Below are 23113 nucleotides of genomic sequence, written 5' to 3'. Positions count from 1 at the left end.
CCCGCCGGGTCAAGACCGGCCCCGGCGTTATGATTAAGTGCGAAAGGTTACCGTCAGGCATGAGGGATTGCCCGCGACTGTTCATTGCCCCCGAAACGATTGCCCCGATGGCGCGTGACGCCATGCTGGATCTGGAAGCGGGACAGGCCCACTATCTCGGCACCGTCCTGCGCCGGCAGGTGGGGGCGGAGGTTGCGCTCTTCAATGTACGCGATGGGGAATGGCATGGTGTCATCGACCACCTGCGCCGGGATCGCTGCCGCATCCAACTGGTAGGGCAGACTCGCGCGCCTGTGGCGACACGGGGGGTATGCCTGCTGTTTGCGCCGCTCAAGCGCGATGCGACCGAAACGGTCATCCGCATGGGTACCGAACTGGGGGTCACACGTTTTCGCCCCGTGGCTAGCGAACGCACCAACACCCACCGTATCAATACCGTCCGTCTGGAAAGTATCGCGGTCGAGGCCGCCGAACAGTGCGAGCGCCTTGATGTGCCCGGCATCGACCCGCTGGCGGACCTGCCGATGGTGCTGTCCCGATGGCCTGATGATGTCAGTCTTTTTGCCGCCCTTGAACGTAGCAATGCTCCGGCTGCTCCCGTCGTGGCGCGATCCGGGGACTGCGTGCTGATCGGCCCCGAAGGTGGTTTTTCCCCGCGTGAACATGACATGCTGCGTGCACGGTCGTTCGTACGGCCACTGTCGCTTGGGGATCTTGTGCTGCGTGCGGATACGGCGGCGGCGGCGGCGCTGGCTCTTGTCGGGGCTGGCCTCAAGGCCTTATGAGGGATGGGTCAATAAACACCTGCCCCCTCCGGCATGCGCGTTCAGCCTGTCGCCGGCGTTAATCTGACTGTCATTTGAGGATATTGCCCCCGCCATGTCGAATCCCGGCGCGCATAATTCAACCGTAATCGAAACATTTGACCAGATGGTCGCAATTCTGGCGGCAGGTGCCCGACCCCGGTCCGAATGGCGGATCGGCACGGAACATGAAAAATTCGGTTTTGTCCGGCCCGACACTGCAGCTCCGGGACGCAGGGCCTGGTCCTCGCCCCCTTACGCACCGCAGGGGATCGAGGATCTGCTGCGCGGGCTGGCGGCGGAAGCGGGCGGCAGGCGGTGGGAAGAAATCATCGACCGCGATGCGCTGATCGGCCTGAAGGGGCAGGCGGATGCAAAAGGTGGTTCGATTTCGCTGGAGCCGGGCGGGCAGTTTGAACTGTCCGGCGCGCCGCTGGTTTCCCTGCATGAGACCGAGTCCGAAATGGACCACCATTTTGCCGCCATCCGCCCGATCTGCGACAGGCTGGGTATCGGTTTCGCCCCCCTGGGGTTCCACCCCACCGCAAGACGGTCCGATATACCGTGGATGCCCAAAAGCCGTTACGCCATCATGCGCAACTACATGCCCAAGGTGGGCACGCTGGGGCTGGACATGATGCTGCGGACCTGCACCGTGCAGGTCAATCTTGATTTCGGGTCGGAAGCGGACATGGCGCGCAAGATGCGGGTCTCGCTTGCGTTGCAGCCTGTGGCAACGGCGCTGTTCGCCAGTTCCCCGTTTTATGAAGGCCATCCCAATGGGTTCCTGTCCAACCGTGCGCGTGTCTGGACCGATACCGATAATGCACGTGCGGGCATGCCGCGCCGTTTCATGGAAGAAGGCTTCAGCTTTGCCACTTATGTGGACTGGCTGCTGGATGTGCCGATGTATTTCGTCACCCGCGATGACCGGCTGATTGATGTCGCGGGCAGTTCATTCCGGGACTGGGTGGCGGGACGCTGCCCGCCTGGACTGGAGGGGGAGCGTCCGACGATCGGCGATTTCGAGGATCATATGACTACCGCCTTCCCTGATGTGCGGCTCAAGCAGTTTCTGGAAATGCGGGGGGCCGATGCCGGATCGCCCGCCATGATGCTGGCGCAGTCCGCGCTGTGGACCGGGCTGCTATATGATGACGCCACCGTGCATGCTGCTGAAAAGCTGGTGCTGGAACATGGGTGGGATGACTATATCGCCATTCGTGCCGCGGTGCCGCGCAGCGGTCTGGACACGCCATGGGGGCACGGTACGTTGCGCCCGCTTGTCGCGCGGATGATCGAACTGGCGACCGACGGGTTGCGGGCGCGTAATATCAGGGACGCGCAGGGACGTGACGAGACCCGGCACCTTGCCCCCCTGCATGAAATCGCAGCCGGTGGCCCCACGCAGGCGGAAGCGTGGCTTGCGGCCTACCATGGTCGGTGGAAGCGCGATGTCACCCATATCTTTGCCGAGGCCGCTGTCTGACGACGGGGGCTGTCAGAATGTATTTCCAGTAAATGTAATCGAGAAGCATAATCAGTTTCGATTATTACTTTGGAAATACAACTGATAATTATTTTTAACTTTACAATATTCTTGAGGTGATGAAAGAATTTATGCATAGACTGGATAATGCGTAAATTCTCGTCCCTGACCGATCAGGAAATCCTCGCGCTGGCCATCTCCAATGAGGAGGAAGACGGGCGCATCTATTCCGACTTCGCCTATGCATTGCGGGAAAAATATCCCGATACATCCAAGATATTTACCGACATGTCGGTGGAAGAAGACAGTCACCGCCGCGACCTGATCGACCTGTACGCCAGCCGCTTCGGCCCCCATATCCCGCTCATCCGCCGTCAGGACATTGCGGATTTCATGGTGCGCAAGCCCGCATGGCAGGTCCAGACGCAGGGGATCGAGGCCGTGCGCCAGCATGCCCGGCAGATGGAAATGGACGCCGCGCGCTTCTACCGTCAGGCCGCCCTGCGCACCACGGATGCGGCCACGCGCAAGCTGCTGGGTGACCTGGCCCATGCCGAGGACCAGCATGAACAGGCCGCCAACGCCATAGAACTGGACCGTCTGCCCACCAGCAAGCGCGAAAGCGAGGACGAGGACGCCCGCCGCCGCTTCGTGCTGCAGGTTATCCAGCCCGGCCTTGTGGGGCTGATGGACGGGTCGGTGTCTACGCTGGCCCCGGTTTTTGCTGCGGCGTTCGCCACACACCAGCCATGGAATGCCTTTCTTGTCGGCATGGCGGCGTCGGTGGGGGCAGGGATTTCCATGGGCTTTGCCGAAGCCCTGTCCGATGATGGCAAGCTGTCGGGCCGTGGCGCGCCGCTGCTGCGTGGGCTGATATGCGGGCTTATGACCACGGCGGGGGGGATCGGCCATACGCTGCCGTTCCTGATCGACAATTTTTCCACGGCCATGATCGCCGCCGTGATCGTGGTGGTGATCGAACTGTTCGTGATTTCATGGATACGCTGGCGGTATCAGGAAACGCCGTTCGGTTCGGCCATCGTGCAGATTGTCATTGGCGGGTTGCTGGTATTTGTGGCCGGTGTGCTGATTGGCAGTTCCTGATCCACCCGCCTTGATATTACCCCCGTGATGGGGCACCAGTGGGCGGGTACTCCCCGTATGGATCGTCCCGTATCATGAGATTTGCCCCTACCATCGCCGCCTGCGGACTGGCCTGCCTGCTTGCTGGTGGAGACCTTGTGTCCACCGCCCATGCGCAGGAACAGATGGCCGTTGGCGCATCGGATCAGGATCATGCCCTGCTGGAACGCGTTGAGCGGCACCTGGATGCGATCAGCCTGCTGAAAGCCCGTTTCCGTCAGACAGCACCCGACGGCAAGCAGAGCACCGGGACTGCGTGGATCGACCGGACGAATCGTCGCATGCGCTTCCAGTATGACCCGCCCAGCCCGCTGCTGCTGGTGGCCAATCACGATCAGGTCGTGTTCAACGACAGCCAGCTTGATCAGACCACCACCATGCCCATGGACAAGACGCCACTGGGCCTGCTTTTGCGCCCGCATCTGCAACTGTCGGGGGATGTGACGGTCACCGGCCTGACGCATGAGGGCAATGTGCTGGAGATCACGGTGGTGCGTACCGATTCTCCCGGTGACGGCAGCATGACGCTGATTTTTCATGACAGCCCGCTGCTGCTGCGTGGCTGGATCATTCAGGACGCCCAGCAGGAAACCACCCGTGTCGATCTGCTTGATGCCTCGACCGGAGGTTCCATGCCACCGGATTCCCTGTTCAGCACCGACCTGCCGGAACAGCACTGAACCTGCTCTTGCCCCACAGGGCCGTATAATAAGAAAGTTTTTTGGTGACGCTTTTTTCAAAAAAGCGTTGAAGAATATCGCCTTTTAAAAAAAGGTAGTGCCTAAAAACGTTTATTTTGTATCAATCAGTTGTTTTTAAATTGTTCCTTATGTTTCGCGCGCCAGTTCCAGCGCGCGGGCATAGACGGTGCGCCGGGGCAGGCTGGTAATGCCCGCCACAAGGGCGGCCGCATCCTTGACCGACAGGGTGCGCAGGGCCTCACGTAACTGCGTGTCCAGATCCGTGGCCGTGCTGTCATCCTGCAATGGTGGCCCGATTACTACGGTAATTTCACCACGGGCCGGGTTGTCCGCGTAATGGGCAGCCAGTTCGGTCACCGTGCCCCGGCGTACTTCCTCAAATCGCTTGGTCAGTTCGCGCGCCACGGCGGCGGGACGGTCACTCCCCATGACATCGGCCAGTGTCGCCAGCATTTCCGCCAGCCGGTGCGGGGCTTCATGCCAGATCAATGTGGCGGACAGGCCCGCGCATTCTGCCGCGTGCAACTGCGCCAGTACCTCACGTCGTGCAGCCTCACGCGGGGGCAGGAAGCCTGAAAACATGAACGGATGCGGGGGCAGGCCGGACAGGGTCAGCGCCATGACCGCTGCGTTGGGACCGGGCACGGCGGTGACATGGCCGCCCGCCGCCACGACTGCGCGCACCAGGCGGTAGCCGGGATCGGACATGAGTGGCGTGCCCGCGTCCGAAATCACCGCAATGCGCTGCCCCGTGCCCAGTGCGTCCAGCAGGGCGGGGATCTGCCGGTCCTCGTTATGGTCATGCAGCGGGCGGGTGCGGGTGTGGATACCGTATTCCCGCAGCAGGCGCGCGCTGGTACGGGTATCTTCACACAGGATCAGGTCAACGGTTTCCAGTGTCGCCACTGCGCGGTGGCTCATATCCCCCAGATTGCCAATGGGTGTGGAAACAAGGACAAGTTCTCCCGGCCGGTGCACAACCGGAATGGATTCATCCGCGTTCCCTGCATGACGGAGGGGCGTTTCTCCGCTATGAACCGTTTCTGGGGGAATGTCCGTCGGATGTTCCGCGGCATGTTGAGATTTTGAAGGCGAGGAAGATGAGGCGTCAGACATTCGGAACCCAGATGCAAGGACAGGATGTTGATTCTGCCTCTTCGCGCCTTGCATGCAAGCGCTTATTGTTTGCCGGGCTGGCGCTGTCGGCCCTTACGGCATGCGCCAGCGGTGGTGGCCACCACCACGCCCCCAAGGCCGGGCGCAACGTGGGTGTCCTGCTGCCCCTGACCGGCGCGAATGCCCGGCTGGGCCAGGAAATGCTGACAGCTACCCGTATGGCCATGAACACCCCCACCGCGCCGCCGCTGGATGTGCATGACACCGCAGCCCCGGGCAGCACCGCCGCCACTGCGGCGCAGGCCGCGGTTACGGCAGGCGACGGGTTGATCCTCGGGCCGCTGACCACGGATGATACAGCCGCAGCCGCCCCCGTTGCCACGGCGGCGCATGTTCCCATGCTGGCCTTCACCAGTGACATGTCCGTGGCCCAGCCCGGCGTATGGACGCTGGGCATTGCTCCTGAACAGCAGGTGCGCCGCATGGTGCTGGCCGCCCGGCAGCAGGGACGTCAGCATTTTGCCGCCTTCCTGCCTGAAAACCGTCTGGGTCATGCGTTGGGACAGGCGCTTCAGCAGGTGTGTGCGGAAAACGGGCTGCAATCCCCGCAGATCGTGTATCATGAAAGCCTGCAGGCATCCGTTACGGCGGGCCTGAAAACCCTGTCCGCCTATGAAACCCGCGCCGCTGCCGTGCCGCAGCCAGATGCCCAGGCCGAATTGCCGCAGACCGATACGGCCGTCGATCCCGCAAACCCCGATGGTGCCCCCCCGGCGGCGGCATCCGACCAGCCCCCCGCAGTACCTGCCGCCACACCGGATTTTCCGGCACCGCCGTTTGATGCCCTGCTGCTGGGCGATACGGGGCTGCAACTGGGTATGGTCATCAACGCTCTGGCCGAGACGCATGTGGACAGCACGCATGTGCAGATCATGGGGCCGGGCCTGTGGGGCGCTTTCGTCTCCAAGCTGTCGGCATTGCAGGGCGCGTGGTACGCAGCACCTGATCCGGCAAGCCGTCAGGCCTTCGTGCAGCAGTTCATGGCGCGGTACCACCATATGCCGACGCCGCTGGCGGACCTGACCTATGATTCAGCGGCATTGGTCAAGGCACTGGACCAGAACCGCCCCGCAGGCAGCACCAATGGCTATTCCGTGCAGGCACTGACCCGACCGGAAGGTTTTGGCGGGGTGGATGGTGCCTTCGGTTTTCTTGAAGATGGCAAGACGCGGCGTGATCTTGCTGTGTTCCAGATCCTGCCATCCGGTGGCAGCAGGATTGTCATACCCCCCGCAGGCAAGCTGCGCCGCAGCGCCAATTAGGCGCGAAGGGGGATGATACGTGTCGCGGTCGTTCAGGCCGCGACAGTCGCCCCGCAGGACAGCACCGGACGGATCGCATGAAGTGCGGCTTCAAAGCTGCGGTAGGTTGCCAGCGGGCGTTCGTGAATCTGGTCGATCAGCACCCAGCCCATTCCTTTGCCATCGGGGCGAACCATGTAGGCGGGGTTTGCGTTCTCACGTACCCAGACCAGAACGTGTTCCATGTCGATTTCATCATTTTCGTCGCGGTCAGTAATGTCCGCGTCACATAGGCCCATGCAGGCACCGGCCTGCAGCCAGCGCATCAGGTATTCGCGGTGACGGGGCAGCAAGCCCTGCCGCAGGGAAACAACATTGGTGGCATACGCCTGCTGATCCATCATGTGCATTCCGTTGGCCCTCTGACTGTCGTGGTGTGACAATGTAGGAACAACGCTATTCCTGCATGGCTGCTTTGCCAAATTGAATTTGGGAATGAAAGCCGCAGAAACAGGCAGAAACCTCACCCTGTGATAAAAAAGCAATAATATGTTGCAAAGATGGTTATTTTTTAGGCTTCTTTTTGGGCAAATGCACATTCCATCGGCGGTGAAGCCATAGCCAACTGCCGGGATGCGGGCGAATGGTGCCTTCAATCCAGTCATTCACCATCTGGGTCAGGTCCATCTGGTCCTGACTCCGGTTGCCGCTATCGGGCAGGTCAAGCGGGGGATGGACATGAATCCGCAACCGTGCCGGACCCAGCCGTTCGACATAGCCGGGAATGACCGGACAGCGCAGCTTGACCGCCATGGCCGCCATGGCCCCTGCCGTCATGGCGGGCAGGCCGAAAAACCGGGCGGCGACGCCATCATTCATTTTCTGGTCCACCAGCATGCCCAGATGGCCGCCTTTCAGGATGTGGCCCAGCGCGCTGCGAGCCCCCTTCGCCCCCTTGGCAAACAGGGGAACCGGCTGCCCCATGGCCGCATCACGCAGGTCACACAGGATACGGTCCACCAGCGGGTTGTTTGGCGCACGGTAGAACGATGAAAAAGGCAGGCCGTACCGCGCCACGGCGGGCGGCAGCATTTCCCAGTTACCGATATGCCCGGATACGAAAATGGTCGGGCCGCCGCGCTCCGCCTGTGCGGTCAGGTATTCTTCGCCCACTACGTCCCATCCCGGGCCGCTGCCCGGATTGCGGGGCAGGGTGGCGAGGTGGGGGAACTCGCCAGCGTTGCGGCCGATATTATCCCACATGTCCACTATCACGCGGCGGCGCATGGTGGCGTCCAGTTCGGGCATGGCCATGCGCAGGTTGGCGTCCGCAATGCGGGACACCGGCAGGCGTGGCCCCACCATGCGGCACAGGAAACCACCCAGGTTGGAGGCCCTTACCGGGCCAATACGGCGGAATATGGCCAGTAGTCCACGCACGAAAGCGGCTTCCAGATGCATCTGCCGGGTGGCGGGGCGTGTGGAGGGTGCTGCTGTCATGCGTCTGTCCTGCCCAGCCATTGGTCAAGTATGTGTTCGGGCATGGCTGGCGTACCCCATGCCAGTTGCACCCCGGCGGTCATGACCTGCGCCCGCATGGCGGGGGGCAGGCGTACGGCGTCCTTTTCCGTGGTGACAAGGCACGCATTCAGTTGCGCAGCCAGTGCCAGCATGGCGCAGCATTCCGTCCGGGTATAGGGATGGTGGTCGGCAAATGCCACGCAGCGCAGGGGGGGAAATCCCGCCCTGGCAAGTCCGTCAAAGAACTTCGCGGGCCGTCCGATCCCGGCAAAGGCGATAAGGGGCCTGTCACGCGGCAGATTGCCCACATCCTGTTGCAGCATGGCTGTAAAACAGGGCGGCCTGTTTTTCATGCCGGCCAGAATGCCCTGCCGGTCAGCACCGATCATGACCATGCCCCCCGCACGCGCCAGACCGGCATGGACCGGTTCGCGCAGCGGCCCTGCGGGCAGGACCCGTCCATTGCCGAAACCGACCGTGCCATCCACCACCACCAGGGCGAGATCCTGATGCAGCGTGGGATTCTGGAACCCGTCATCCATCAACAGGCAGTCGGCCCCGTCCCGTATGGCCTGCCGGGCTGAAACCGCCCGGTCCGCGCCGATATAGCAGGGTGCGATACGGGCCAGCAGCAGCGGTTCATCCCCAGCTTCGCGCGCCGTATGCTGGTCCGGGTCAACCCGTGTACCCGCAGGCAGGTTTCCACCATACCCCCGCGATAGAAAGGCCGGGCGATGCCCACGGGCAATGGCGCGTTGTGCAAGGTCAAGCCCAAGTGGCGTCTTGCCCGTGCCGCCTACCCCGATATTCCCGCAACACAGCACGGGTACTGGCGCGCGCCATCCGCTGCGTCCGACCCGACGGGCCGTCGCCTTCGCGTACAGATACGACAGGGGGGATAGCAGGCGGGCGGCCCACCCCGGATGGGCAGGTGCAGTCCACCAGAAGGCCGGAGCGCGCATCATCGTTGCCCCAATGCCAGAATCGCAAGGGCAACCTGCCGGGCCATGTCAGGATTGGAGGGGGCAGTGTCAGGGGATGTCCCACTACCCCTGTCGGGATGCCGCAGTTGCGTGATGACCCATCGGGCGATGTCCCGCGTGGTGTGCACGTTGTGGACGCGGTCCCCCAACCGGGCATAGGCCTGACGAAAATTGCCAGTTTTCGGGCCGGCCGCAATCGGGCATCCCGCCCGTGCCGGTTCAACGGGATTATGGCCGCCACCTGTGCAACCGGACAGGCTGTTACCCATGAACACCGGTGCGCCAAGGGCATAGAACAGTCCCGTTTCCCCCAATGTATCGCATATCCATATCCTGTCCCGCGTGGTGGGGAACCGCCCTGCCGCCCGGCGGGGGGGATAATCCGCCAGTGCCGCGATATCCGCCCCGCGTTCGGGGTGGCGGGGAATGATGATGGTCAGCACGTCAGGCACGGCCTGGCGGATGATGGCGCTGGCGGCAATGATTTCGGCTTCTTCCCCGGGATGGGTGGAGGCCGCCACCCAGACCGGGCGCCCACCAAGATGGCGACGGATCAGCTCAAGCTGTGCCGGGTCGCAAGGCAGCGGAGTGGCAGCCTCCTTCAGGTCGGCGATCAGGTCGATCCGCCTTGCACCGCCCTGTCGCAGGCGGCGGGCATCTTCCGGGCTGCGCGCCATGACCCATGTAAAAGTGGACAGCATGCGCGCCAGCAGGCAACGCGCCTTGCCCCACCGGGACAGTGACCGGTCCGACAGGCGTCCGTTAAGCAGCGCCAGCGGGATGCGCCGCCGCCTGCAGGTCGCGAACAGGTTGGGCCAGAGTTCACTTTCCACCAACGCTGCCGCATCAGGACGCCAGAAATCGACAAACCGCGTAACCCAGTGTGGCACATCCAGCGGCGCGAACTGATGCAGGACCCGCTCATGCCCATCCATGCCCGGCAGGCGCGCGTGCAGGATTTCGGCACCCGTAACGGTTCCGGTTGTTATCAGGATATGATGGAAAGGACGGGCGGCAAGAAGCTGGCTGATAACCGGCAGCACCGCAATACTTTCACCAACGCTTGCGGCATGCAGCCAGACCAGCGGACCATGCGGGCGGCTCATACCGGCAATGCCACGGCGTTGCGGCAGGCTGGCCGGTATTTCCCTGCCGCGTTTCAGGCGACGCGACAGGTTCAGGCGCAGGACGGGCGGCAGCAGGCTGGCGACACCCCACCATCCTGCCGCAAGGACGGCACCGCACAGGCGCGCGCCCGTCATGTCCCGGCGCTTCATGTCTGTATCAGTCCAAAAGCACGGTGGTTGCGCATGCCCTGCGGTAACACGCCCTGTCAGATGGGAAAAGGATACAGAACCTTTTCCCATCGCATGGTCAGGACAGGAAGCGGCGCAGCCCCAGCCCCTGCGTGCGTTCATGCAGGACGGAGGGCTGATAGGCGACGGAAATGATTTCGTGCGCCTGCTGCCATACGCTTATGTCTTCCGCGCGTTCGGTCTGCACGGTGGTGATGCCGCAGCGCAACATGAATTCGTACTGGTCCGGCAGCGGCTTGCCCGTCGCCCGGATTTCGCCAGAAAACGACAGATGTTCGCGCAGCGCACGGGCCTGCGTGAAGGCGCGCCCGTCACGGAAGGTGGTGAACGTGACTGCCACCAGACCAAGCCGCGGCAGGGCAGGGCGCAGCAGGGCTGCATCCACATCCGGCCCGATGGCGACACCCAGCGGCGCATCACCAGCGCGCGCCAGTCCTTCTTCCAGCCGTGCGAAGGGCACGATCACGGCACCCGTCGCGGGAAGGGGCGCATCTTCGGCTATCGTGACCCAGGTGTCATCCTTGATGTGGCCATTCTCAAGCAGGGGCATAGACGGCATCCTTGAAGCTGGCGGCGCCAAGACGCCGGTAGGTATCGATAAACTGCTCATCGCCCTGACGCAGCACCAGATAGGTATCAATCAGGCGTGCGATGGCATCGACCGTCTCGTCTTCAGGTAGCGCCGGGCCGATGATCTGGCCAATGGCCACGTCATTGGCCGCCGAGCCACCAAGGGTCAGCTGGAAGAATTCCTCGCCGCGCTTGTCTACGCCAAGGATGCCGATATGGCCCGCATGGTGGTGTCCGCAGGCATTGATGCAGCCCGAGATGTTGATATGCAGCCTGCCGATGCGTTCCTGCAGTTCCGGATCGGCGAAGCGGGCGCTGAGCTTCTGTGCGATGGGAATGGACCGCGCATTGGCCAGTGAGCAGTAATCCAGTCCAGGGCAGGCAATGATATCGCCCACCAGCCCGATATTGGGCGTGCCCAGACCAGCCGCGACCAGCCTGGTCCACAGTTCGCGCAGGCGGTCCTTGCGTATATGGCCCAGCACCACGTTCTGCATATGGGTCACGCGGATTTCACCAAACGACCAGCCATCGGCCAGATCGGCGATCAGATCCATCTGGTCTGCCGTGATATCGCCGGGGATGCCGCCGTCGGGCTTGATGGAAACAACGGCGCTTATGAAACCGTCATTGCGGTGGGGATGGGTGTTGGTGCGCACCCAGCGGTCAAAGGCGGGATCGGCCTTGCGGTCGGCAGCAAGCTTCTGCGCCGCATCAGCAGGGGCCACCAGCTCTGGAATGCCGAAACGCGCACGGATGCCATCGACAATGGCGGGATCAAGGCGGTAGTCCGCGCGGTTCATCAATGCGAATTCCGCATCGACCTTTTCACGGAACAGGTCAACGCCCAGTGCCTGCACAAGGATCTTGATACGGGCCTTGTACATGTTATCGCGACGGCCATAGGCGTTGTACACGCGCACGATGGCCTCAAGGTAGGCTACGAGGTCTTCTTCCGGCAGGTTGTCGCGCAGCTGCACGCCAATGATTGGCGTGCGGCCAAGCCCACCGCCCACGAACACGTCAAACACCGGACGCCCCTGCGGCCCGGGACGGGCGACCAGACCGATGTCATGGAAGCGGGCCGCGACGCGGTCATGCGGGCTGCCGCTGATCGCGATCTTGAACTTGCGCGGCAGGAACGAGAATTCCGGGTGCAGCGTGGACCACTGGCGCAGGATCTCGGCATGGATGCGCGGGTCCAGCAGTTCATCGGCGGCAGCGCCTGCAAACTCGTCACACGTCACGTTGCGGATGCAGTTGCCACTGGTCTGGATGGCATGCATGTTCACGCCCGCCAAGTGTTCAAGGATATCGGGCGTATCCTCCAGCCGGATCCAGTTGAACTGGATGTTCTGGCGCGTGGTGAAGTGCCCGTAATCACGGTCATACGTGCGCGCGATACGGGCCAGCGCACGCATCTGGTCGGACCCCATCATGCCATAGGGCACAGCCACGCGCAGCATGTAGGCATGCAACTGTAGGTACAGGCCGTTCATCAGGCGGAGCGGCTTGAATTCATCCTCGCTCAGGTCACCCGCAATCCGGCGGTTTACCTGTTCGCGGAACTGCGCCACGCGCTGGGACAGGAAGGTACGGTCCACCTGGTCATAGGCATACCGGCCAACCGGCAGGGTTGCGGTGTCAGTGGACATTGGATGTCTCCACAGGGGCAAAATCAGGGTGGACGCTCGGCCCGAACGCACGGATGCGTTCACGCACCGTAAGCGGGGACAGGCCGGTAGCCGACGGGTCAAGCTGCACGCCATAGATACCTACCAGCTTGCGGGCATCCGGCGTGGCCTTGGCCTGCTTTATCGCGCCTTCGATATCCGCATTGTCGAAAACACGGGCATGGCCGATATGTTCCGACCACCCCTGCTGTGTCAGCCAGACAATGCGGCCATCAAGCAGGCGGTTGGCGGTAATGACGCTGGCACCGGTCGTATCCCGGCGGTTGTTCCTGACATCCACTTGTGAACCGATCCTTTTCCAGACAACAGGCAATCTGCCGTGACTGGTACAAAAAGGCGCCAGACATGTAAACTGGTGCCCGTAACCTAAATCCGGTCCTGTGTGGGGTCAGGCGGCCACGGCTGGCGGCCTGACCCCGCTGGTATCAGGACTTCTGGCGCCGGGTCGCCCCGTCAAGGCGGGTTTCCTCGCCAATGAAGGCGGCGAGGCGCGCTGCGGTCTCATCGCTCGACGCATGGGCCGTTTCCAGCCGCAGGTCGGGCTTCACGGGTGCTTCATACGGTGCGTCGATGCCGGTGAAGCCTTCGATCTTGCCCGCGCGCGCAGCGGCATACAGGCCCTTGGGATCACGCTGTTCACACGTGGCCTGCGGCGTGTCGATGAAGATTTCATGGAAACCTTCACCCACGATCTGGCGTGCCAGTTCGCGGTCTGCAATGGTGGGCGAAATCAGGGCGACGATTACAACCTGTCCGCTTTCCGCAAGGATGCGGGCCACGGCCGCGGCACGGCGCACGTTTTCACGACGGTCCGCTTCCGAAAAGCCGAGGTCCGAACACAGGCCCGCGCGCAGCGTGTCCCCATCCAGAACCGACACATCGACCCCGCGTGAGAACAGGCGCGTTTCCGCGCCGCGCGCCAGCGTGCTCTTGCCCGCGCCCGGCAGGCCGGTCATCCAGAACACGCCCCCACGATGGCCCTTCGCCTGCGCGCGGTCCCATACCGACACGGCGCTGCCGGTCGGGTGGATGGCGTTGCGGCCCGCGACACTCTCGGCAACCCCGATCAGCGGCGCGCCACCGACGATCTGCTGGTTGCGGTCCACCAGCACGCCACGCCCGTCCGACGTGCCAGGCACGAACGCATCGAACAGCATGGTTTCGGACACCGCCAGCGTGATTTCGGCAAAGCCCTCGGGCGGCACTTCCTCGGCAGGATGTTCGGTCAGGTCTTCCAGGCGCACCACGGAATCAATGGCCGCCACCGTGACCTGATGTTCCGCCGTGGCAAGACGCAGCTTGAAGCTTTCGCCCACGCGCAGCGGTTCCTGACGCAGCCAGAACAGGCGCGTGCGGATGCGCGCCGCACGCAGCGGTGCCGCAGATGCGGGATACAGGAAGTCGCCACGGTCAGGAATGACATCGGGTTCCAGCGTCACGGCCACGGACTGGCCTGCAATCGCGGCTACCTGCGGCGCCGTGTGCCAGCTTTCGATGGTGGCGATGCGGGCACGCGCGCCATGCACGCCAATCACCACCTCATCCCCAACGCGGATGCGGCCACGTTCGATACGGCCTACGACAATGCGCTTGGTATCGAAGCGGTAGACATCCTGTACCGGCAGGCGCAGCGGCAGGTCGGCGCGCGACGACGGGGCGGGGACCGCGGCCAGTGCCTCGGTCAGGGTCGGGCCCTTGTACCACGGCATCTTGTCCGAACGCGACGCCATGTTGTCGCCTTCACGCGCGGAAGCGGGGACGAACACGGTCGGCTCGATTTCCAGCTGGTGCAGCAGGGCGGTGATGTCGCGCTCGGCCGCTTCGATCTTCTTCTGGTCGTAGTCGAGGATATCGACCTTGTTCATCAGCACGATGACATGGCGGATACCGATCAGGCGCAGCAGCATGGCATGGCGGCGGGTCTGTTCCTGCGCGCCTTCGTTCGCATCAACCACCAGTACTGCGGCTTCCGCATCGGCCGCACCGGTGATCATGTTGCGCAGGAACTGGCGGTGGCCCGGCGCATCCACGATCACGAACTGGCGCGTGCCCAGCCGGAAGGGGATACGGGTGGAATCAACGGTAACACCCTGGTCGCGCTCGATCTGCAGGCTGTCGAGCAGGAAGCTCCATTCAACCGTCAGCCCGCGCTTCTTGCTGGATTCAATGATCTGCGCGACACGCCCTTCGGGCAGGCTGTCGGTATCATACAGCAGGCGACCGATCAGGGTGGACTTGCCATGGTCGACATGGCCCACGATCACGATGGGGGTGGCGGCGTCCTGCGGGGCAGGGGTCGGGATTGTACTCATTGTAATATAACTCCGTCCTGTCCGATCAGAGGTAGCCGGCCACGCGCAGGCGTTCGAACGCGTCCTCGGATTCATGATCCATGGCACGTCCCGCGCGTTCGGACGTGCGCGACGTTTCCAGTTCCGCAATCACTTCGGCCACGGTGGTCGCGTTGCTTTCGACCGGGCTGGTGATGTCCTGGTCCCCCAGCGAGCGGTAGCGCTTGCCATCCTTCGCGAAATACAGGTCAACCAGCGGGATGCCCTCACGCTCGATATAGCGCCAGATATCAATCTCGCGCCATGACAGCAGGGGATGGACGCGCACATGCATGCCGGGTTCGTGAGGGGTGGCGTACTGGTCCCAGAATTCGGGCGGCTGGTTTCGTACGTCCCACTTGTGGCCTGCACCTCGGGGGCTGAACACGCGTTCCTTGGCACGGGTGGCCTGCTCATCACGGCGGATGCCCGCGATCACGCCTGCCAGCTTGTACTTGTCGATCATCGCGGCAAGACCCGCGGTCTTGCGCGCGGCGGAACGTGCGGCAGGCGGCAGGGTGGGATCGATGTCTTCCACCGGGGGGCAGTCACCCAGCAGCAGTTCAAGGTTCCATTTCTTGCTATATTCATCGCGGAACCTGTACATTTCCGGGAATTTCTTGCCGGTATCAACATGCATGACCGGGAACGGCACGTTGCCAAGGAACGCCTTGCGCGCCAGCCACAGCATGACGTTGGAATCCTTGCCCAGCGACCACAGCATCGCCAGCGGCTTCAGCTTCCGGTAGGCTTCACGCAGGATGAAGATGCTCTGGGCCTCTAGTTGGTCGAGATCGTCCATGGAATTACAGACCTTCCGTAACAGGAAAGAAAACAAAGGAAACTGGCGGCCTCAGCCCGGCCGGTACGGCGGCGCCCGCCTCAGGATGCCTTGCGGACATGGATACCACATTCCGTCTTGCTCTGCCCGGCCCATCGACCCTGGCGGGGATCCTCGCCTTCGGCCACGGGACGCGTGCACGGTGCGCACCCGATGGAGGGATAGCCCCGCAGCGTCAGCGGGTGGCGCGGCAGGTTGCGACGCGTCATTTCAGCGTCCAGTTCACGCGGTGTCCAGCTTATCAGCGGGTTGATCTTGATCTTGCCGCCGGGCGCGTCCTCCACTACCGGCAGGCCCTGCCGCGTTGCGGCCTGGGTACGCTTGCGGCCCGTGATCCACGCATCAAAGGGGATCATGGCCTCATCCAGCGGTTCGACCTTGCGCAGCGCGCAGCAGGCGTCGGGGTCAAAAGCCCATAGCTGGCCTTCGGGGTCGCGGCGTTCGATCTGTTGGGGGGCGGGGTGCAGGTCGCGCACGTCGCGCAGCCCCAGCACTCGGGCCAGTTCCTGCCGGTATGCCAGCGTTTCGGGGAAATGCTGGCCCGTTTCAAGGAACAGTACCGGAACGGCGGGATCAATTTCTGCCGCCAGCGCCAGCATGACGGCAGATTCGGCCCCGAAGGATGAAACCAGCGCAATACGTCCGCGCAGCCGCGTCAGGGCAACACGAAGCACGTCGGAGGCATTTTCTCCCGCCTGCTTCAGTTCTGCCATAATGTCCGCATTGATGCGCATAATCTCCCCCAGGCCGGATTTTACACTAGGCTATGGCGTTCTTTTCTCCGCCACACCTAATCCCCGCGGTTTGTAAAATCAAGGCGTCGCCTAGCATTTACACATAATAATACGCATATTCCGTGACGGGGGTACGAATGTTGCGGGATATGGCGGCGGATGTATCCCTCAGCGGCTCATGATAACGATAATATCGCTGTTTTCCAGCATGTGACGGGTCACGCCACCCAGAATCATCTGACGCAGGCGGGAGTGGGAATACGCCCCCATGACCATTGTATCCGCGCCCAGCGTATGGGCCATGCCCAGCATGTCTTCGCCGACCGGACGGGAATCACTACCGAATTCGTGAATATTGGCCATGATGCCATGCAATGACAGGAATGACCGTACATGCCGGGCTTCGGGGCCGGGGCGCTGGTAGGCGGGGCTGTGCAGGATATGCACGGCTTCCGCCCGTTTCAGCAGCGGCAGGGCATGGTGGATGGCGGATGCGGCTTCCGACGTGCCGTTCCAGCCGATGCAGATGCGTCTGCCTATGGTCGGCGGGGCCACGGGCGGCACGATTATTACCCCGCGCCCGCTTTCAAACAGGATGGCATGCAGCGTATCGGATGAGGAGACATCTCCCTCCGGGTTGGGCTGGCGCAGGACCACGATATCGGACAGGCGCGCCTGGAAGGACACGACGCTGCGGGTATGGCCGTTATGGGCAATGAAGCTGGCGGACAGGCCGTGCATGCCCACCGGCGAAAGGGGAGAGTCCACCGCCACCACCGGGATCTGTTCGCGGGTGACAAATGCATCAAACAGTCCACGCACGCCATTGAGGCGCGCGGCACTTTCCTTCAGGGCAGATGCGATCATTTCCTGCACCATGGCGCCCGACAGGCCTTCACCTACCAGCGGCCCGACTTCCTGCATGTCGGTGCCCACATGCAGTACGGCGAGATGTGCATCGAACATGCGTGCAATCGCGCCGCCAACGTCCAGCGCGCTTTCCGCATGGCTCATCCCGGCCAATGGCAACAATATCCTGCGTATGCACATGCCCCGCCTCCTGATCCGTTCATGGGGCGCGCGGTCCGTCTGGCGGGTGCGACACGCCCCTTAATAAATAAAAACGGATCAGGTGGCGTTAAGTTCAGGGGTAAAGGCGCTCCGTCGTCCAGCCATCGGCTGTCCGGTCCCATACGGCGCGGTCATGCAGACGGTAGGGACGGTCCTGCCAGAATTCGAAATGCTGTGGCACGACGCGAAAACCGCTCCAGTTGGCGGGACGGGGAATGACGGCCCCGGGATCGGGATAGCGGGATTCAAGTTCGGCCACCGCCTTCTCGAACACCGCGCGGTCGGGCAGGGGGCGGGACTGGTCCGATGCGATGGCGCCCAGTCGGGAAATCCGGCTACGGCTGGCGAAATAGGTATCGGCCTCGGCTGGAGTGACGGGTTCCACCGCACCTTCGATGCGGATCTGGCGGCGGATGCTTTTCCAGTGGAACAGCAGGGCGGCGTGCGGGTTGGCTTTCAGTTCGGCGGCCTTGCGGCTGTTGAGATTGGTATAGAATACGAACCCCCGCCGGTCCGCGCCCTTGAGCAGGATCATCCGCACCGAAGGCCGCCCGTCAGCCGTGGCGGTAGCCAGCGCCATGGCGTTCGGGTCGTTGGGTTCGTGCGCCGTGGCGTCCCGCATCCATGCGTCAAACAGGTCGAACGGGTCGGCATCAAGGTCGATCAGGGGAAGGGTCATGGGGCGGGGTTCCGTAACGCTGCATGCCTGGTACCGGCCTGCACCGGGCGCGACCGGGGCAGGGATACGAAACATATGGAAACATAAGGTAAGTTACCATGTGACAATTATTGGCTACAATTAGCGCAATCGGCATCTTGTCCAAAACGGCAGCTTGTGCAACCACGAGGCCGAAATTTCATCCGTCATTTACCATTAAGGATACCAGCATGTCAGACGGCGCGCCCAAAATCGCCATCAAGGGTTCATTGATGAAAGGCAAGCGGGGCCTAGTCATGGGTGTTGCGAATGACCGCTCCATCGCATGGGGCATCGCGCGCGCCGTGGCCGAGCAGGGGGGCGAGCTTGCCTTTACCTACCAGGGCGAGGCGCTGGGCAAGCGCGTGCGCCCGCTGGCCGAAACCGTGGGATCTTCGCTGGTCCTGCCATGTGACGTGACCGATGACGCGGCCATGGATGCGACATTTGCCGCGATCGAGAAGGAATGGGGCAAGATTGACTTCCTCGTCCACGCCATTGGCTGGGCGGACAAGCAGTTCCTGCGCGGACGGTATGTTGATACCCCGCGCGACGCCTTTCTCAAGGCGATGGACATTTCGTGCTATTCCTTCACCGCTGTCGCCCGGCGCGCTGCGGCCATCATGAACCCGGGCGGTTCGCTGCTGACCCTTACCTATCTGGGGGCCGAGCGCGTCATGCCGCATTACAACGTGATGGGTGTGGCCAAGGCGGCGCTGGAGGCTTCGGTGCGTTACATGGCGGTTGACCTTGGTGGTGATGGCATCCGCGTCAACGGTATTTCAGCGGGGCCGGTCATGACGCTGGCGGCCAATGGCATTGGCGATTTCCGCTATATTCTGAAGTGGAACCAGTATAATTCCCCGCTGGAACGTAACGTGTCGCTGGAAGAAGTGGGTGGCGCGGGCCTGTACATGCTGTCCGACCTGTCGGGTGGCGTTACGGGTGAAATTCACCATGTTGATTCCGGCTATCATATTGTCGGCATGAAAAACCCCACCGCGCCGGATATCACGGTCGCGGGTAACTGATCGCGGGAATCCTGCCCCCATGTCGTACAATACCTTTGGCCATCTGTTCCGCGTCACCACGTGGGGCGAAAGCCATGGCCCGGCCATCGGCTGCGTGATTGACGGCTGCCCGCCGCGTATCCCGCTGGATGTGGCGGATATCCAGCCCTGGCTGGACCGTCGCAGGCCCGGACAGTCGAAATTCACCACCCAGCGTCAGGAAGCCGATCAGGTCGAGATCCTGTCCGGTGTGTTTGAGGGCAGGACGACCGGCACCCCGATTTCGCTGGTCATACGTAATACCGACCAGCGTTCGCGTGATTATGGCGATATCGCAACCCGTTACCGTCCCGGCCACGCTGATGTCGCCTATGACATGAAATACGGCATCCGCGATTATCGCGGTGGCGGTCGTTCCTCGGCGCGGGAAACGGCCATGCGGGTCGCGGCGGGGGCCGTGGCGCGCAAGGTGCTGGGGGATATGGTCAGCATCCGCGGTGCGCTGGTGCAGGTCGGGCCGCATGCCATCGACCGTGCGCGGATGGACTGGGACATGGTCAATGACAATCCCCTGTTCTGTCCGGATGCAGCGATACTGCCGGTATGGGAAGGCTACCTTGCCGATATCCGCAGGAAGGGATCGTCCATCGGTGCCGTGATCGAGGTCATGGCCGAAGGCGTGCCGCCGGGGCTGGGCGCGCCGATCTATGGCAAGCTGGATTCCGACCTTGCCATGGCTTTGATGAGCATCAATGCGGTCAAAGGGGTCGAAATCGGGGAAGGGTTTGCATCTGCCTGCCTGACGGGGGAGGAAAACGCGGACCCGATGCGCATGGAAAATGGCAGGCTCCAGTTCGCTTCCAATCATGCCGGTGGCGTGCTGGGTGGTATTTCCACCGGACAGCCGGTCGTGGCGCGTTTCGCGGTCAAGCCGACCAGTTCAATCCTGACCCCCGTGCCCTCCGTCACGCGTGAAGGGGAGAACGTGGATGTCATGACCAGAGGGCGGCATGACCCCTGCGTTGGTATTCGCGCCGTACCGGTGGGGGAAGCGATGATGGCCTGCGTTCTGGCTGATCACCTGCTGCGCCATCGGGGACAGGTGGGCTGTCAGGACCCTGTGATCCTGTAAGATTTCGGGTCGCTGCATGCGCCCCGTCCAGCTCTCTGCAGCCTGCTCACGGGACGTTCGGCAAAGCGTGCCCATGGTCTGGCGCGGGGTGGCCGGTCCACCCCCGCGCCATCCGTTGGGTCAGCCTTTCAGCTTTGCGTCCAGCGTGACCGTTGTGTTGAACAGTTTCGAGACCGGGCATCCGGCTTTTGCCTTTTCCGCCAGTTCCCTGAACTGTGCTTCGGTGGCGCCGGGAATTTCGGCCTCCAGCGTCAGTTTCGCATGGGTGATGGCAAAGCCTTCGCCCTGCTTGTCCAGCACGATTTCGGATTTTGCATCCAGTGATGTGGCCGTCAGGCCCGCGCCACCAAGAATGCCCGACAGGGCCATGGCGAAACACGCGGCATGGGCGGCGCCCAGAAGTTCCTCGGGGTTGGTGCCGGGCCTGTCCTCAAAACGGGTGTTGAAGCCGTAAGGCTGGTTCTTCAGCGATCCGCTCTGGGTCGAAATTTCGCCCTTGCCGTCCTTCAGTCCACCTGACCAGTGTGCCGTCGCAAATTTCGTGATCGCCATTACGCCTTGATCCCTGTTTTCATGTTGCAATGCGGGCATGACACCCGCCGTGGATGATAGCCATCCCTCGCATGAGGCAACCACTCCGCTTGCGAAAAGTTGCATCACGATGCGCCCCGCGTCATCTGCGCCCTTGCAATATGCGCTAAAAACAGCCATATCCCGCCACGGCCCCGCGTTGGGGCCAATTCGCACGTGAAGCCAATACCTCTGGTGTCCTTGAAAAACAGGGCGTGCTTCACGGAGGATAAACCAGACACAAGGATTTAGCCGACATGGCGATGCCTGAATTCACAATGCGCCAGCTGCTCGAAGCCGGCGTGCACTTCGGTCACCACACCCGCCGCTGGAACCCGCGCATGGCGCCGTACCTGTTCGGTGTGCGCAACCAGGTTCACATCATCGACCTGCAGCAGACCGTTCCCATGCTGGACCGTGCGCTCAAGGCGATCCGTGATACCGTCGCCGGTGGTGGCCGCGTGCTGTTCGTTGGTACCAAGCGCGCAGCCGCCGATCAGGTGGCCGAAGCCGCCAAGCGTTGCGGCCAGTACTATGTCAACCACCGCTGGCTGGGCGGCATGCTGACGAACTGGAAGACCATCACCGGTTCGATCAAGCGCCTGCGCGGCATTGACGAAATGCTGGAAAACGGCACCCAGGGCCTGACCAAGAAGGAAGTCCTGGACATCACGCGCGACCGTGAGAAGCTGGAGCGTTCGCTCGGCGGTATCAAGGAAATGGGCGGTCTGCCCGACATCCTGTTCGTGATCGATACGAACAAGGAAAAGCTGGCGGTTGAAGAAGCCAACAAGCTGGGTATCCCGGTTGTGGCCGTGCTGGACAGCAACTCCGACCCGCGTGGCGTAACCTTCCCGATCCCGGGCAACGATGACGCCATCCGCGCCATTGCCCTGTATTGCGAACTGGTTTCGTCCGCTGTCCTCGACGGTATCTCCGCCGAGCTGGGTGCGTCGGGCGAGGACTTTGGTGCGTCCGAGGAACTGCCGGTCGACCCCGCCGTGGAAACGGCCGTGACGGAAGCCGCCGCAAGCGCGGAATGAAAATGGACGCCGGGGCAGGCTGAAACAGGCCACCCGGCGTAACTGACACAGCAAGGACACGCCCTGCAGTCATGCGGGGCGTGCGCCTGTCGTGAGGAGTATCAGGATAATGGCGCAAATTACCGCAGCCCTCGTCAAGGAACTTCGTGAGAAGACCGGCGCGGGCATGATGGATTGCAAGAAGGCCCTTAACGAAGCCGAAGGCGACATCGAAGGCGCGATCGACTGGCTGCGCAAGAAGGGCCTTTCGGCTGCCGCCAAGAAGTCTGGCCGCGTTACGGCCGAAGGCCTGGTTGGCGTGGCGCAGGCTGACAGGAAGGCCGCCATGGTCGAAGTCAACGCCGAGACCGACTTCGTTGCCCGCAACGAGCATTTCCAGAACTTCGTTTCCGAAGTGGCCCATGCGGCGCTGAGCGTTGGCGACGATCTGGAAAAGCTGAAGGCTGCCGTGCTGAAAAGCGGCCGCACCGTTGCCGATGAACTGACGCACCTGATCGCCACCATTGGCGAAAACATGTCCATCCGCCGCGCGCGCGTGCTGAGCGTGCCGTCGGGCGTGGTTGCGACCTACGTGCATTCCGCCGTAAGCCCCGGCCTGGGCAAGATCGGCGTTCTGGCTGCTGTTGAAGCGCCGACCGCCAGCGAAGCGATGGAAGACCTCGGCCGCCGTATCGGCATGCATGTCGCCGCCACCCGTCCGGCTGCGCTGGATGTGGACAGCGTCGACCCGCAGGCGCTTGAGCGTGAGCGCGCCGTACTGGTGGAGCAGGCCAAGGCTTCGGGCAAGCCCGACGCGATCATCGAAAAGATGGTCGATGGCCGTATCCGCAAGTTCTATGAAGAAGTCGTGCTGCTGGAACAGGTCTGGGTGCATGATGGCGAAAGCCGCGTGCGCAAGATCGTGGAAAAGGCAGGCGCCAAGCTGACCGGCTTCGACCGTTTCCAGCTTGGTGAAGGCATCGAAAAGGAAGAAAACGACTTTGCCGCTGAAGTGGCAAAGGCTGCCGGCAACTGATTTCGTTGCCGGTTTCCGGTTTTCTTTTCGCAA

General features: G+C 62.6%; 23 protein-coding genes. 9 read left to right on the top strand and 14 right to left on the bottom strand.

Annotated features, from left to right (window positions below; all coding sequences use genetic code 11):
- The first annotated feature begins 59 nt into the window (after positions 1-59).
- From MSKU9_RS04820 to MSKU9_RS04805, 4 genes are all read left to right on the top strand, one after another.
- Positions 60-785 (top strand): 16S rRNA (uracil(1498)-N(3))-methyltransferase, encoded by a 726-nt coding sequence (locus tag MSKU9_RS04820; RefSeq protein ID WP_141260191.1) that lies wholly within the window; start codon positions 60-62, stop codon positions 783-785.
- A gap of 94 nt (positions 786-879) precedes the next feature.
- Entirely contained in the window at positions 880-2292 is a 1413-nt protein-coding gene (locus MSKU9_RS04815) for a glutamate--cysteine ligase (protein WP_141260190.1), read from the top strand.
- 147 nt (positions 2293-2439) lie between these two features.
- The gene (gene mbfA / locus MSKU9_RS04810) at positions 2440-3396 is read left to right on the top strand and encodes an iron exporter MbfA (RefSeq protein WP_141260189.1); all 957 of its coding nucleotides are present in this window, start codon (positions 2440-2442) and stop codon (positions 3394-3396) included.
- A 74-nt stretch (positions 3397-3470) separates the two neighbouring features.
- Positions 3471-4115, top strand: a complete 645-nt coding sequence (locus MSKU9_RS04805; RefSeq protein ID WP_141260188.1) for a LolA family protein — start codon at positions 3471-3473, stop codon at positions 4113-4115.
- A 147-nt stretch (positions 4116-4262) separates the two neighbouring features.
- Here MSKU9_RS04805 and rsmI read toward each other — a convergent pair whose 3' ends face one another.
- Positions 4263-5252 carry a 16S rRNA (cytidine(1402)-2'-O)-methyltransferase gene (gene rsmI / locus MSKU9_RS04800; protein ID WP_227002377.1) on the bottom strand — a complete coding sequence of 330 codons (990 nt, stop codon included), beginning with the start codon at positions 5250-5252 and terminating at the stop codon, positions 4263-4265.
- Here rsmI and MSKU9_RS04795 point away from each other — a divergent pair.
- On the top strand, positions 5237-6574 hold the full coding sequence (locus MSKU9_RS04795; RefSeq protein ID WP_227000802.1) for a penicillin-binding protein activator: 1338 nt from the start codon (positions 5237-5239) through the stop codon (positions 6572-6574). The genes rsmI and MSKU9_RS04795 overlap by 16 nt on opposite strands.
- Before the next feature lie 32 nt (positions 6575-6606).
- Here MSKU9_RS04795 and MSKU9_RS04790 read toward each other — a convergent pair whose 3' ends face one another.
- The 12 genes from MSKU9_RS04790 to pdxH all read right to left on the bottom strand — a co-directional run bounded on the left by MSKU9_RS04790 (position 6607) and on the right by pdxH (position 18292).
- Positions 6607-6957, bottom strand: coding sequence for a hypothetical protein (locus tag MSKU9_RS04790; RefSeq protein WP_141260186.1), 351 nt, complete (start codon positions 6955-6957; stop codon positions 6607-6609).
- Positions 6958-7117: 160 nt separating this feature from the next.
- Entirely contained in the window at positions 7118-8053 is a 936-nt protein-coding gene (locus tag MSKU9_RS04785; protein ID WP_141260185.1) for an LpxL/LpxP family acyltransferase, read from the bottom strand.
- Positions 8050-9036 carry a tetraacyldisaccharide 4'-kinase gene (gene lpxK / locus MSKU9_RS04780; RefSeq protein ID WP_141260223.1) on the bottom strand — a complete coding sequence of 329 codons (987 nt, stop codon included), beginning with the start codon at positions 9034-9036 and terminating at the stop codon, positions 8050-8052. Before lpxK ends, MSKU9_RS04785 begins: the two co-directional genes overlap by 4 nt.
- Positions 9036-10334 (bottom strand): 3-deoxy-D-manno-octulosonic acid transferase, encoded by a 1299-nt coding sequence (locus tag MSKU9_RS04775; protein ID WP_141260184.1) that lies wholly within the window; start codon positions 10332-10334, stop codon positions 9036-9038. Before MSKU9_RS04775 ends, lpxK begins: the two co-directional genes overlap by 1 nt.
- Positions 10335-10431: 97 nt before the next feature.
- The gene (locus MSKU9_RS04770) at positions 10432-10923 is read right to left on the bottom strand and encodes a DUF934 domain-containing protein (protein ID WP_141260183.1); all 492 of its coding nucleotides are present in this window, start codon (positions 10921-10923) and stop codon (positions 10432-10434) included.
- Positions 10910-12598, bottom strand: coding sequence for a nitrite/sulfite reductase (locus MSKU9_RS04765; protein ID WP_141260182.1), 1689 nt, complete (start codon positions 12596-12598; stop codon positions 10910-10912). Before MSKU9_RS04765 ends, MSKU9_RS04770 begins: the two co-directional genes overlap by 14 nt.
- Positions 12588-12917: a DUF2849 domain-containing protein gene (locus MSKU9_RS04760; RefSeq protein WP_141260181.1), complete on the bottom strand. Its 330-nt coding sequence runs from the start codon at positions 12915-12917 to the stop codon at positions 12588-12590. Before MSKU9_RS04760 ends, MSKU9_RS04765 begins: the two co-directional genes overlap by 11 nt.
- 145 nt (positions 12918-13062) lie before the next feature.
- A complete protein-coding gene (gene cysC, locus MSKU9_RS04755) occupies positions 13063-14949 on the bottom strand; it encodes an adenylyl-sulfate kinase (protein WP_141260180.1) in 1887 nt (628 codons plus the stop codon).
- Between the two features lie 25 nt (positions 14950-14974).
- Positions 14975-15769, bottom strand: a complete 795-nt coding sequence (cysD, locus tag MSKU9_RS04750; RefSeq protein ID WP_141260179.1) for a sulfate adenylyltransferase subunit CysD — start codon at positions 15767-15769, stop codon at positions 14975-14977.
- 80 nt (positions 15770-15849) lie between these two features.
- The gene (locus tag MSKU9_RS04745) at positions 15850-16542 is read right to left on the bottom strand and encodes a phosphoadenylyl-sulfate reductase (protein WP_141260178.1); all 693 of its coding nucleotides are present in this window, start codon (positions 16540-16542) and stop codon (positions 15850-15852) included.
- A 168-nt stretch (positions 16543-16710) separates the two neighbouring features.
- Positions 16711-17556 carry a universal stress protein gene (locus MSKU9_RS04740; RefSeq protein WP_141260222.1) on the bottom strand — a complete coding sequence of 282 codons (846 nt, stop codon included), beginning with the start codon at positions 17554-17556 and terminating at the stop codon, positions 16711-16713.
- 130 nt (positions 17557-17686) lie between these two features.
- On the bottom strand, positions 17687-18292 hold the full coding sequence (gene pdxH, locus MSKU9_RS04735; protein ID WP_141260177.1) for a pyridoxamine 5'-phosphate oxidase: 606 nt from the start codon (positions 18290-18292) through the stop codon (positions 17687-17689).
- Between the two features lie 209 nt (positions 18293-18501).
- Between pdxH and fabI the strand changes: the two genes are divergently transcribed.
- Positions 18502-19341, top strand: coding sequence for an enoyl-ACP reductase FabI (gene fabI / locus MSKU9_RS04730; protein WP_141260176.1), 840 nt, complete (start codon positions 18502-18504; stop codon positions 19339-19341).
- A gap of 19 nt (positions 19342-19360) precedes the next feature.
- Complete coding sequence (gene aroC, locus MSKU9_RS04725; protein WP_141260175.1) at positions 19361-20452, top strand: chorismate synthase; 1092 nt, start codon at positions 19361-19363, stop codon at positions 20450-20452.
- A 120-nt stretch (positions 20453-20572) separates the two neighbouring features.
- Here the strand turns inward: aroC and MSKU9_RS04720 are convergent, their stop codons facing one another.
- The gene (locus tag MSKU9_RS04720; protein WP_141260174.1) at positions 20573-21004 is read right to left on the bottom strand and encodes an OsmC family protein; all 432 of its coding nucleotides are present in this window, start codon (positions 21002-21004) and stop codon (positions 20573-20575) included.
- Between the two features lie 275 nt (positions 21005-21279).
- Here MSKU9_RS04720 and rpsB point away from each other — a divergent pair, with 275 nt between their 5' ends.
- Positions 21280-22065: a 30S ribosomal protein S2 gene (rpsB, locus tag MSKU9_RS04715; protein ID WP_061271752.1), complete on the top strand. Its 786-nt coding sequence runs from the start codon at positions 21280-21282 to the stop codon at positions 22063-22065.
- Positions 22066-22174: 109 nt separating this feature from the next.
- Complete coding sequence (gene tsf / locus MSKU9_RS04710; protein ID WP_141260173.1) at positions 22175-23080, top strand: translation elongation factor Ts; 906 nt, start codon at positions 22175-22177, stop codon at positions 23078-23080.
- Positions 23081-23113: the final 33 nt, after the last annotated feature.

The organism is Komagataeibacter diospyri, assembly GCF_006538165.1.
Taxonomy (GTDB): Bacteria; Pseudomonadota; Alphaproteobacteria; order Acetobacterales; family Acetobacteraceae; genus Komagataeibacter; species Komagataeibacter diospyri.
The sequence above is the reverse complement of the archived record's forward strand: the minus strand, read 5'-3'. Positions and strand labels throughout refer to the sequence as shown.

What these genes read in the sequence shown, in the direction of transcription:
- MSKU9_RS04820 (WP_141260191.1), top strand. Translation starts at nt 60, where the DNA reads ATGAGGGATTGCCCGCGACTGTTCATTGCCCCCGAAACGATTGCCCCG.
- MSKU9_RS04815 (WP_141260190.1), top strand. Translation starts at nt 880, where the DNA reads ATGTCGAATCCCGGCGCGCATAATTCAACCGTAATCGAAACATTTGAC.
- mbfA (WP_141260189.1), top strand. Translation starts at nt 2,440, where the DNA reads ATGCGTAAATTCTCGTCCCTGACCGATCAGGAAATCCTCGCGCTGGCC.
- MSKU9_RS04805 (WP_141260188.1), top strand. Translation starts at nt 3,471, where the DNA reads ATGAGATTTGCCCCTACCATCGCCGCCTGCGGACTGGCCTGCCTGCTT.
- MSKU9_RS04795 (WP_227000802.1), top strand. Translation starts at nt 5,237, where the DNA reads ATGAGGCGTCAGACATTCGGAACCCAGATGCAAGGACAGGATGTTGAT.
- rsmI (WP_227002377.1), bottom strand. Translation starts at nt 5,252, where the DNA reads ATGTCTGACGCCTCATCTTCCTCGCCTTCAAAATCTCAACATGCCGCG.
- MSKU9_RS04790 (WP_141260186.1), bottom strand. Translation starts at nt 6,957, where the DNA reads ATGATGGATCAGCAGGCGTATGCCACCAATGTTGTTTCCCTGCGGCAG.
- MSKU9_RS04785 (WP_141260185.1), bottom strand. Translation starts at nt 8,053, where the DNA reads ATGACAGCAGCACCCTCCACACGCCCCGCCACCCGGCAGATGCATCTG.
- lpxK (WP_141260223.1), bottom strand. Translation starts at nt 9,036, where the DNA reads ATGCGCGCTCCGGCCTTCTGGTGGACTGCACCTGCCCATCCGGGGTGG.
- MSKU9_RS04775 (WP_141260184.1), bottom strand. Translation starts at nt 10,334, where the DNA reads ATGAAGCGCCGGGACATGACGGGCGCGCGCCTGTGCGGTGCCGTCCTT.
- MSKU9_RS04770 (WP_141260183.1), bottom strand. Translation starts at nt 10,923, where the DNA reads ATGCCCCTGCTTGAGAATGGCCACATCAAGGATGACACCTGGGTCACG.
- MSKU9_RS04765 (WP_141260182.1), bottom strand. Translation starts at nt 12,598, where the DNA reads ATGTCCACTGACACCGCAACCCTGCCGGTTGGCCGGTATGCCTATGAC.
- cysC (WP_141260180.1), bottom strand. Translation starts at nt 14,949, where the DNA reads ATGAGTACAATCCCGACCCCTGCCCCGCAGGACGCCGCCACCCCCATC.
- cysD (WP_141260179.1), bottom strand. Translation starts at nt 15,769, where the DNA reads ATGGACGATCTCGACCAACTAGAGGCCCAGAGCATCTTCATCCTGCGT.
- MSKU9_RS04745 (WP_141260178.1), bottom strand. Translation starts at nt 16,542, where the DNA reads ATGCGCATCAATGCGGACATTATGGCAGAACTGAAGCAGGCGGGAGAA.
- MSKU9_RS04740 (WP_141260222.1), bottom strand. Translation starts at nt 17,556, where the DNA reads ATGAGCCATGCGGAAAGCGCGCTGGACGTTGGCGGCGCGATTGCACGC.
- pdxH (WP_141260177.1), bottom strand. Translation starts at nt 18,292, where the DNA reads ATGACCCTTCCCCTGATCGACCTTGATGCCGACCCGTTCGACCTGTTT.
- fabI (WP_141260176.1), top strand. Translation starts at nt 18,502, where the DNA reads ATGTCAGACGGCGCGCCCAAAATCGCCATCAAGGGTTCATTGATGAAA.
- aroC (WP_141260175.1), top strand. Translation starts at nt 19,361, where the DNA reads ATGTCGTACAATACCTTTGGCCATCTGTTCCGCGTCACCACGTGGGGC.
- MSKU9_RS04720 (WP_141260174.1), bottom strand. Translation starts at nt 21,004, where the DNA reads ATGGCGATCACGAAATTTGCGACGGCACACTGGTCAGGTGGACTGAAG.
- rpsB (WP_061271752.1), top strand. Translation starts at nt 21,280, where the DNA reads ATGGCGATGCCTGAATTCACAATGCGCCAGCTGCTCGAAGCCGGCGTG.
- tsf (WP_141260173.1), top strand. Translation starts at nt 22,175, where the DNA reads ATGGCGCAAATTACCGCAGCCCTCGTCAAGGAACTTCGTGAGAAGACC.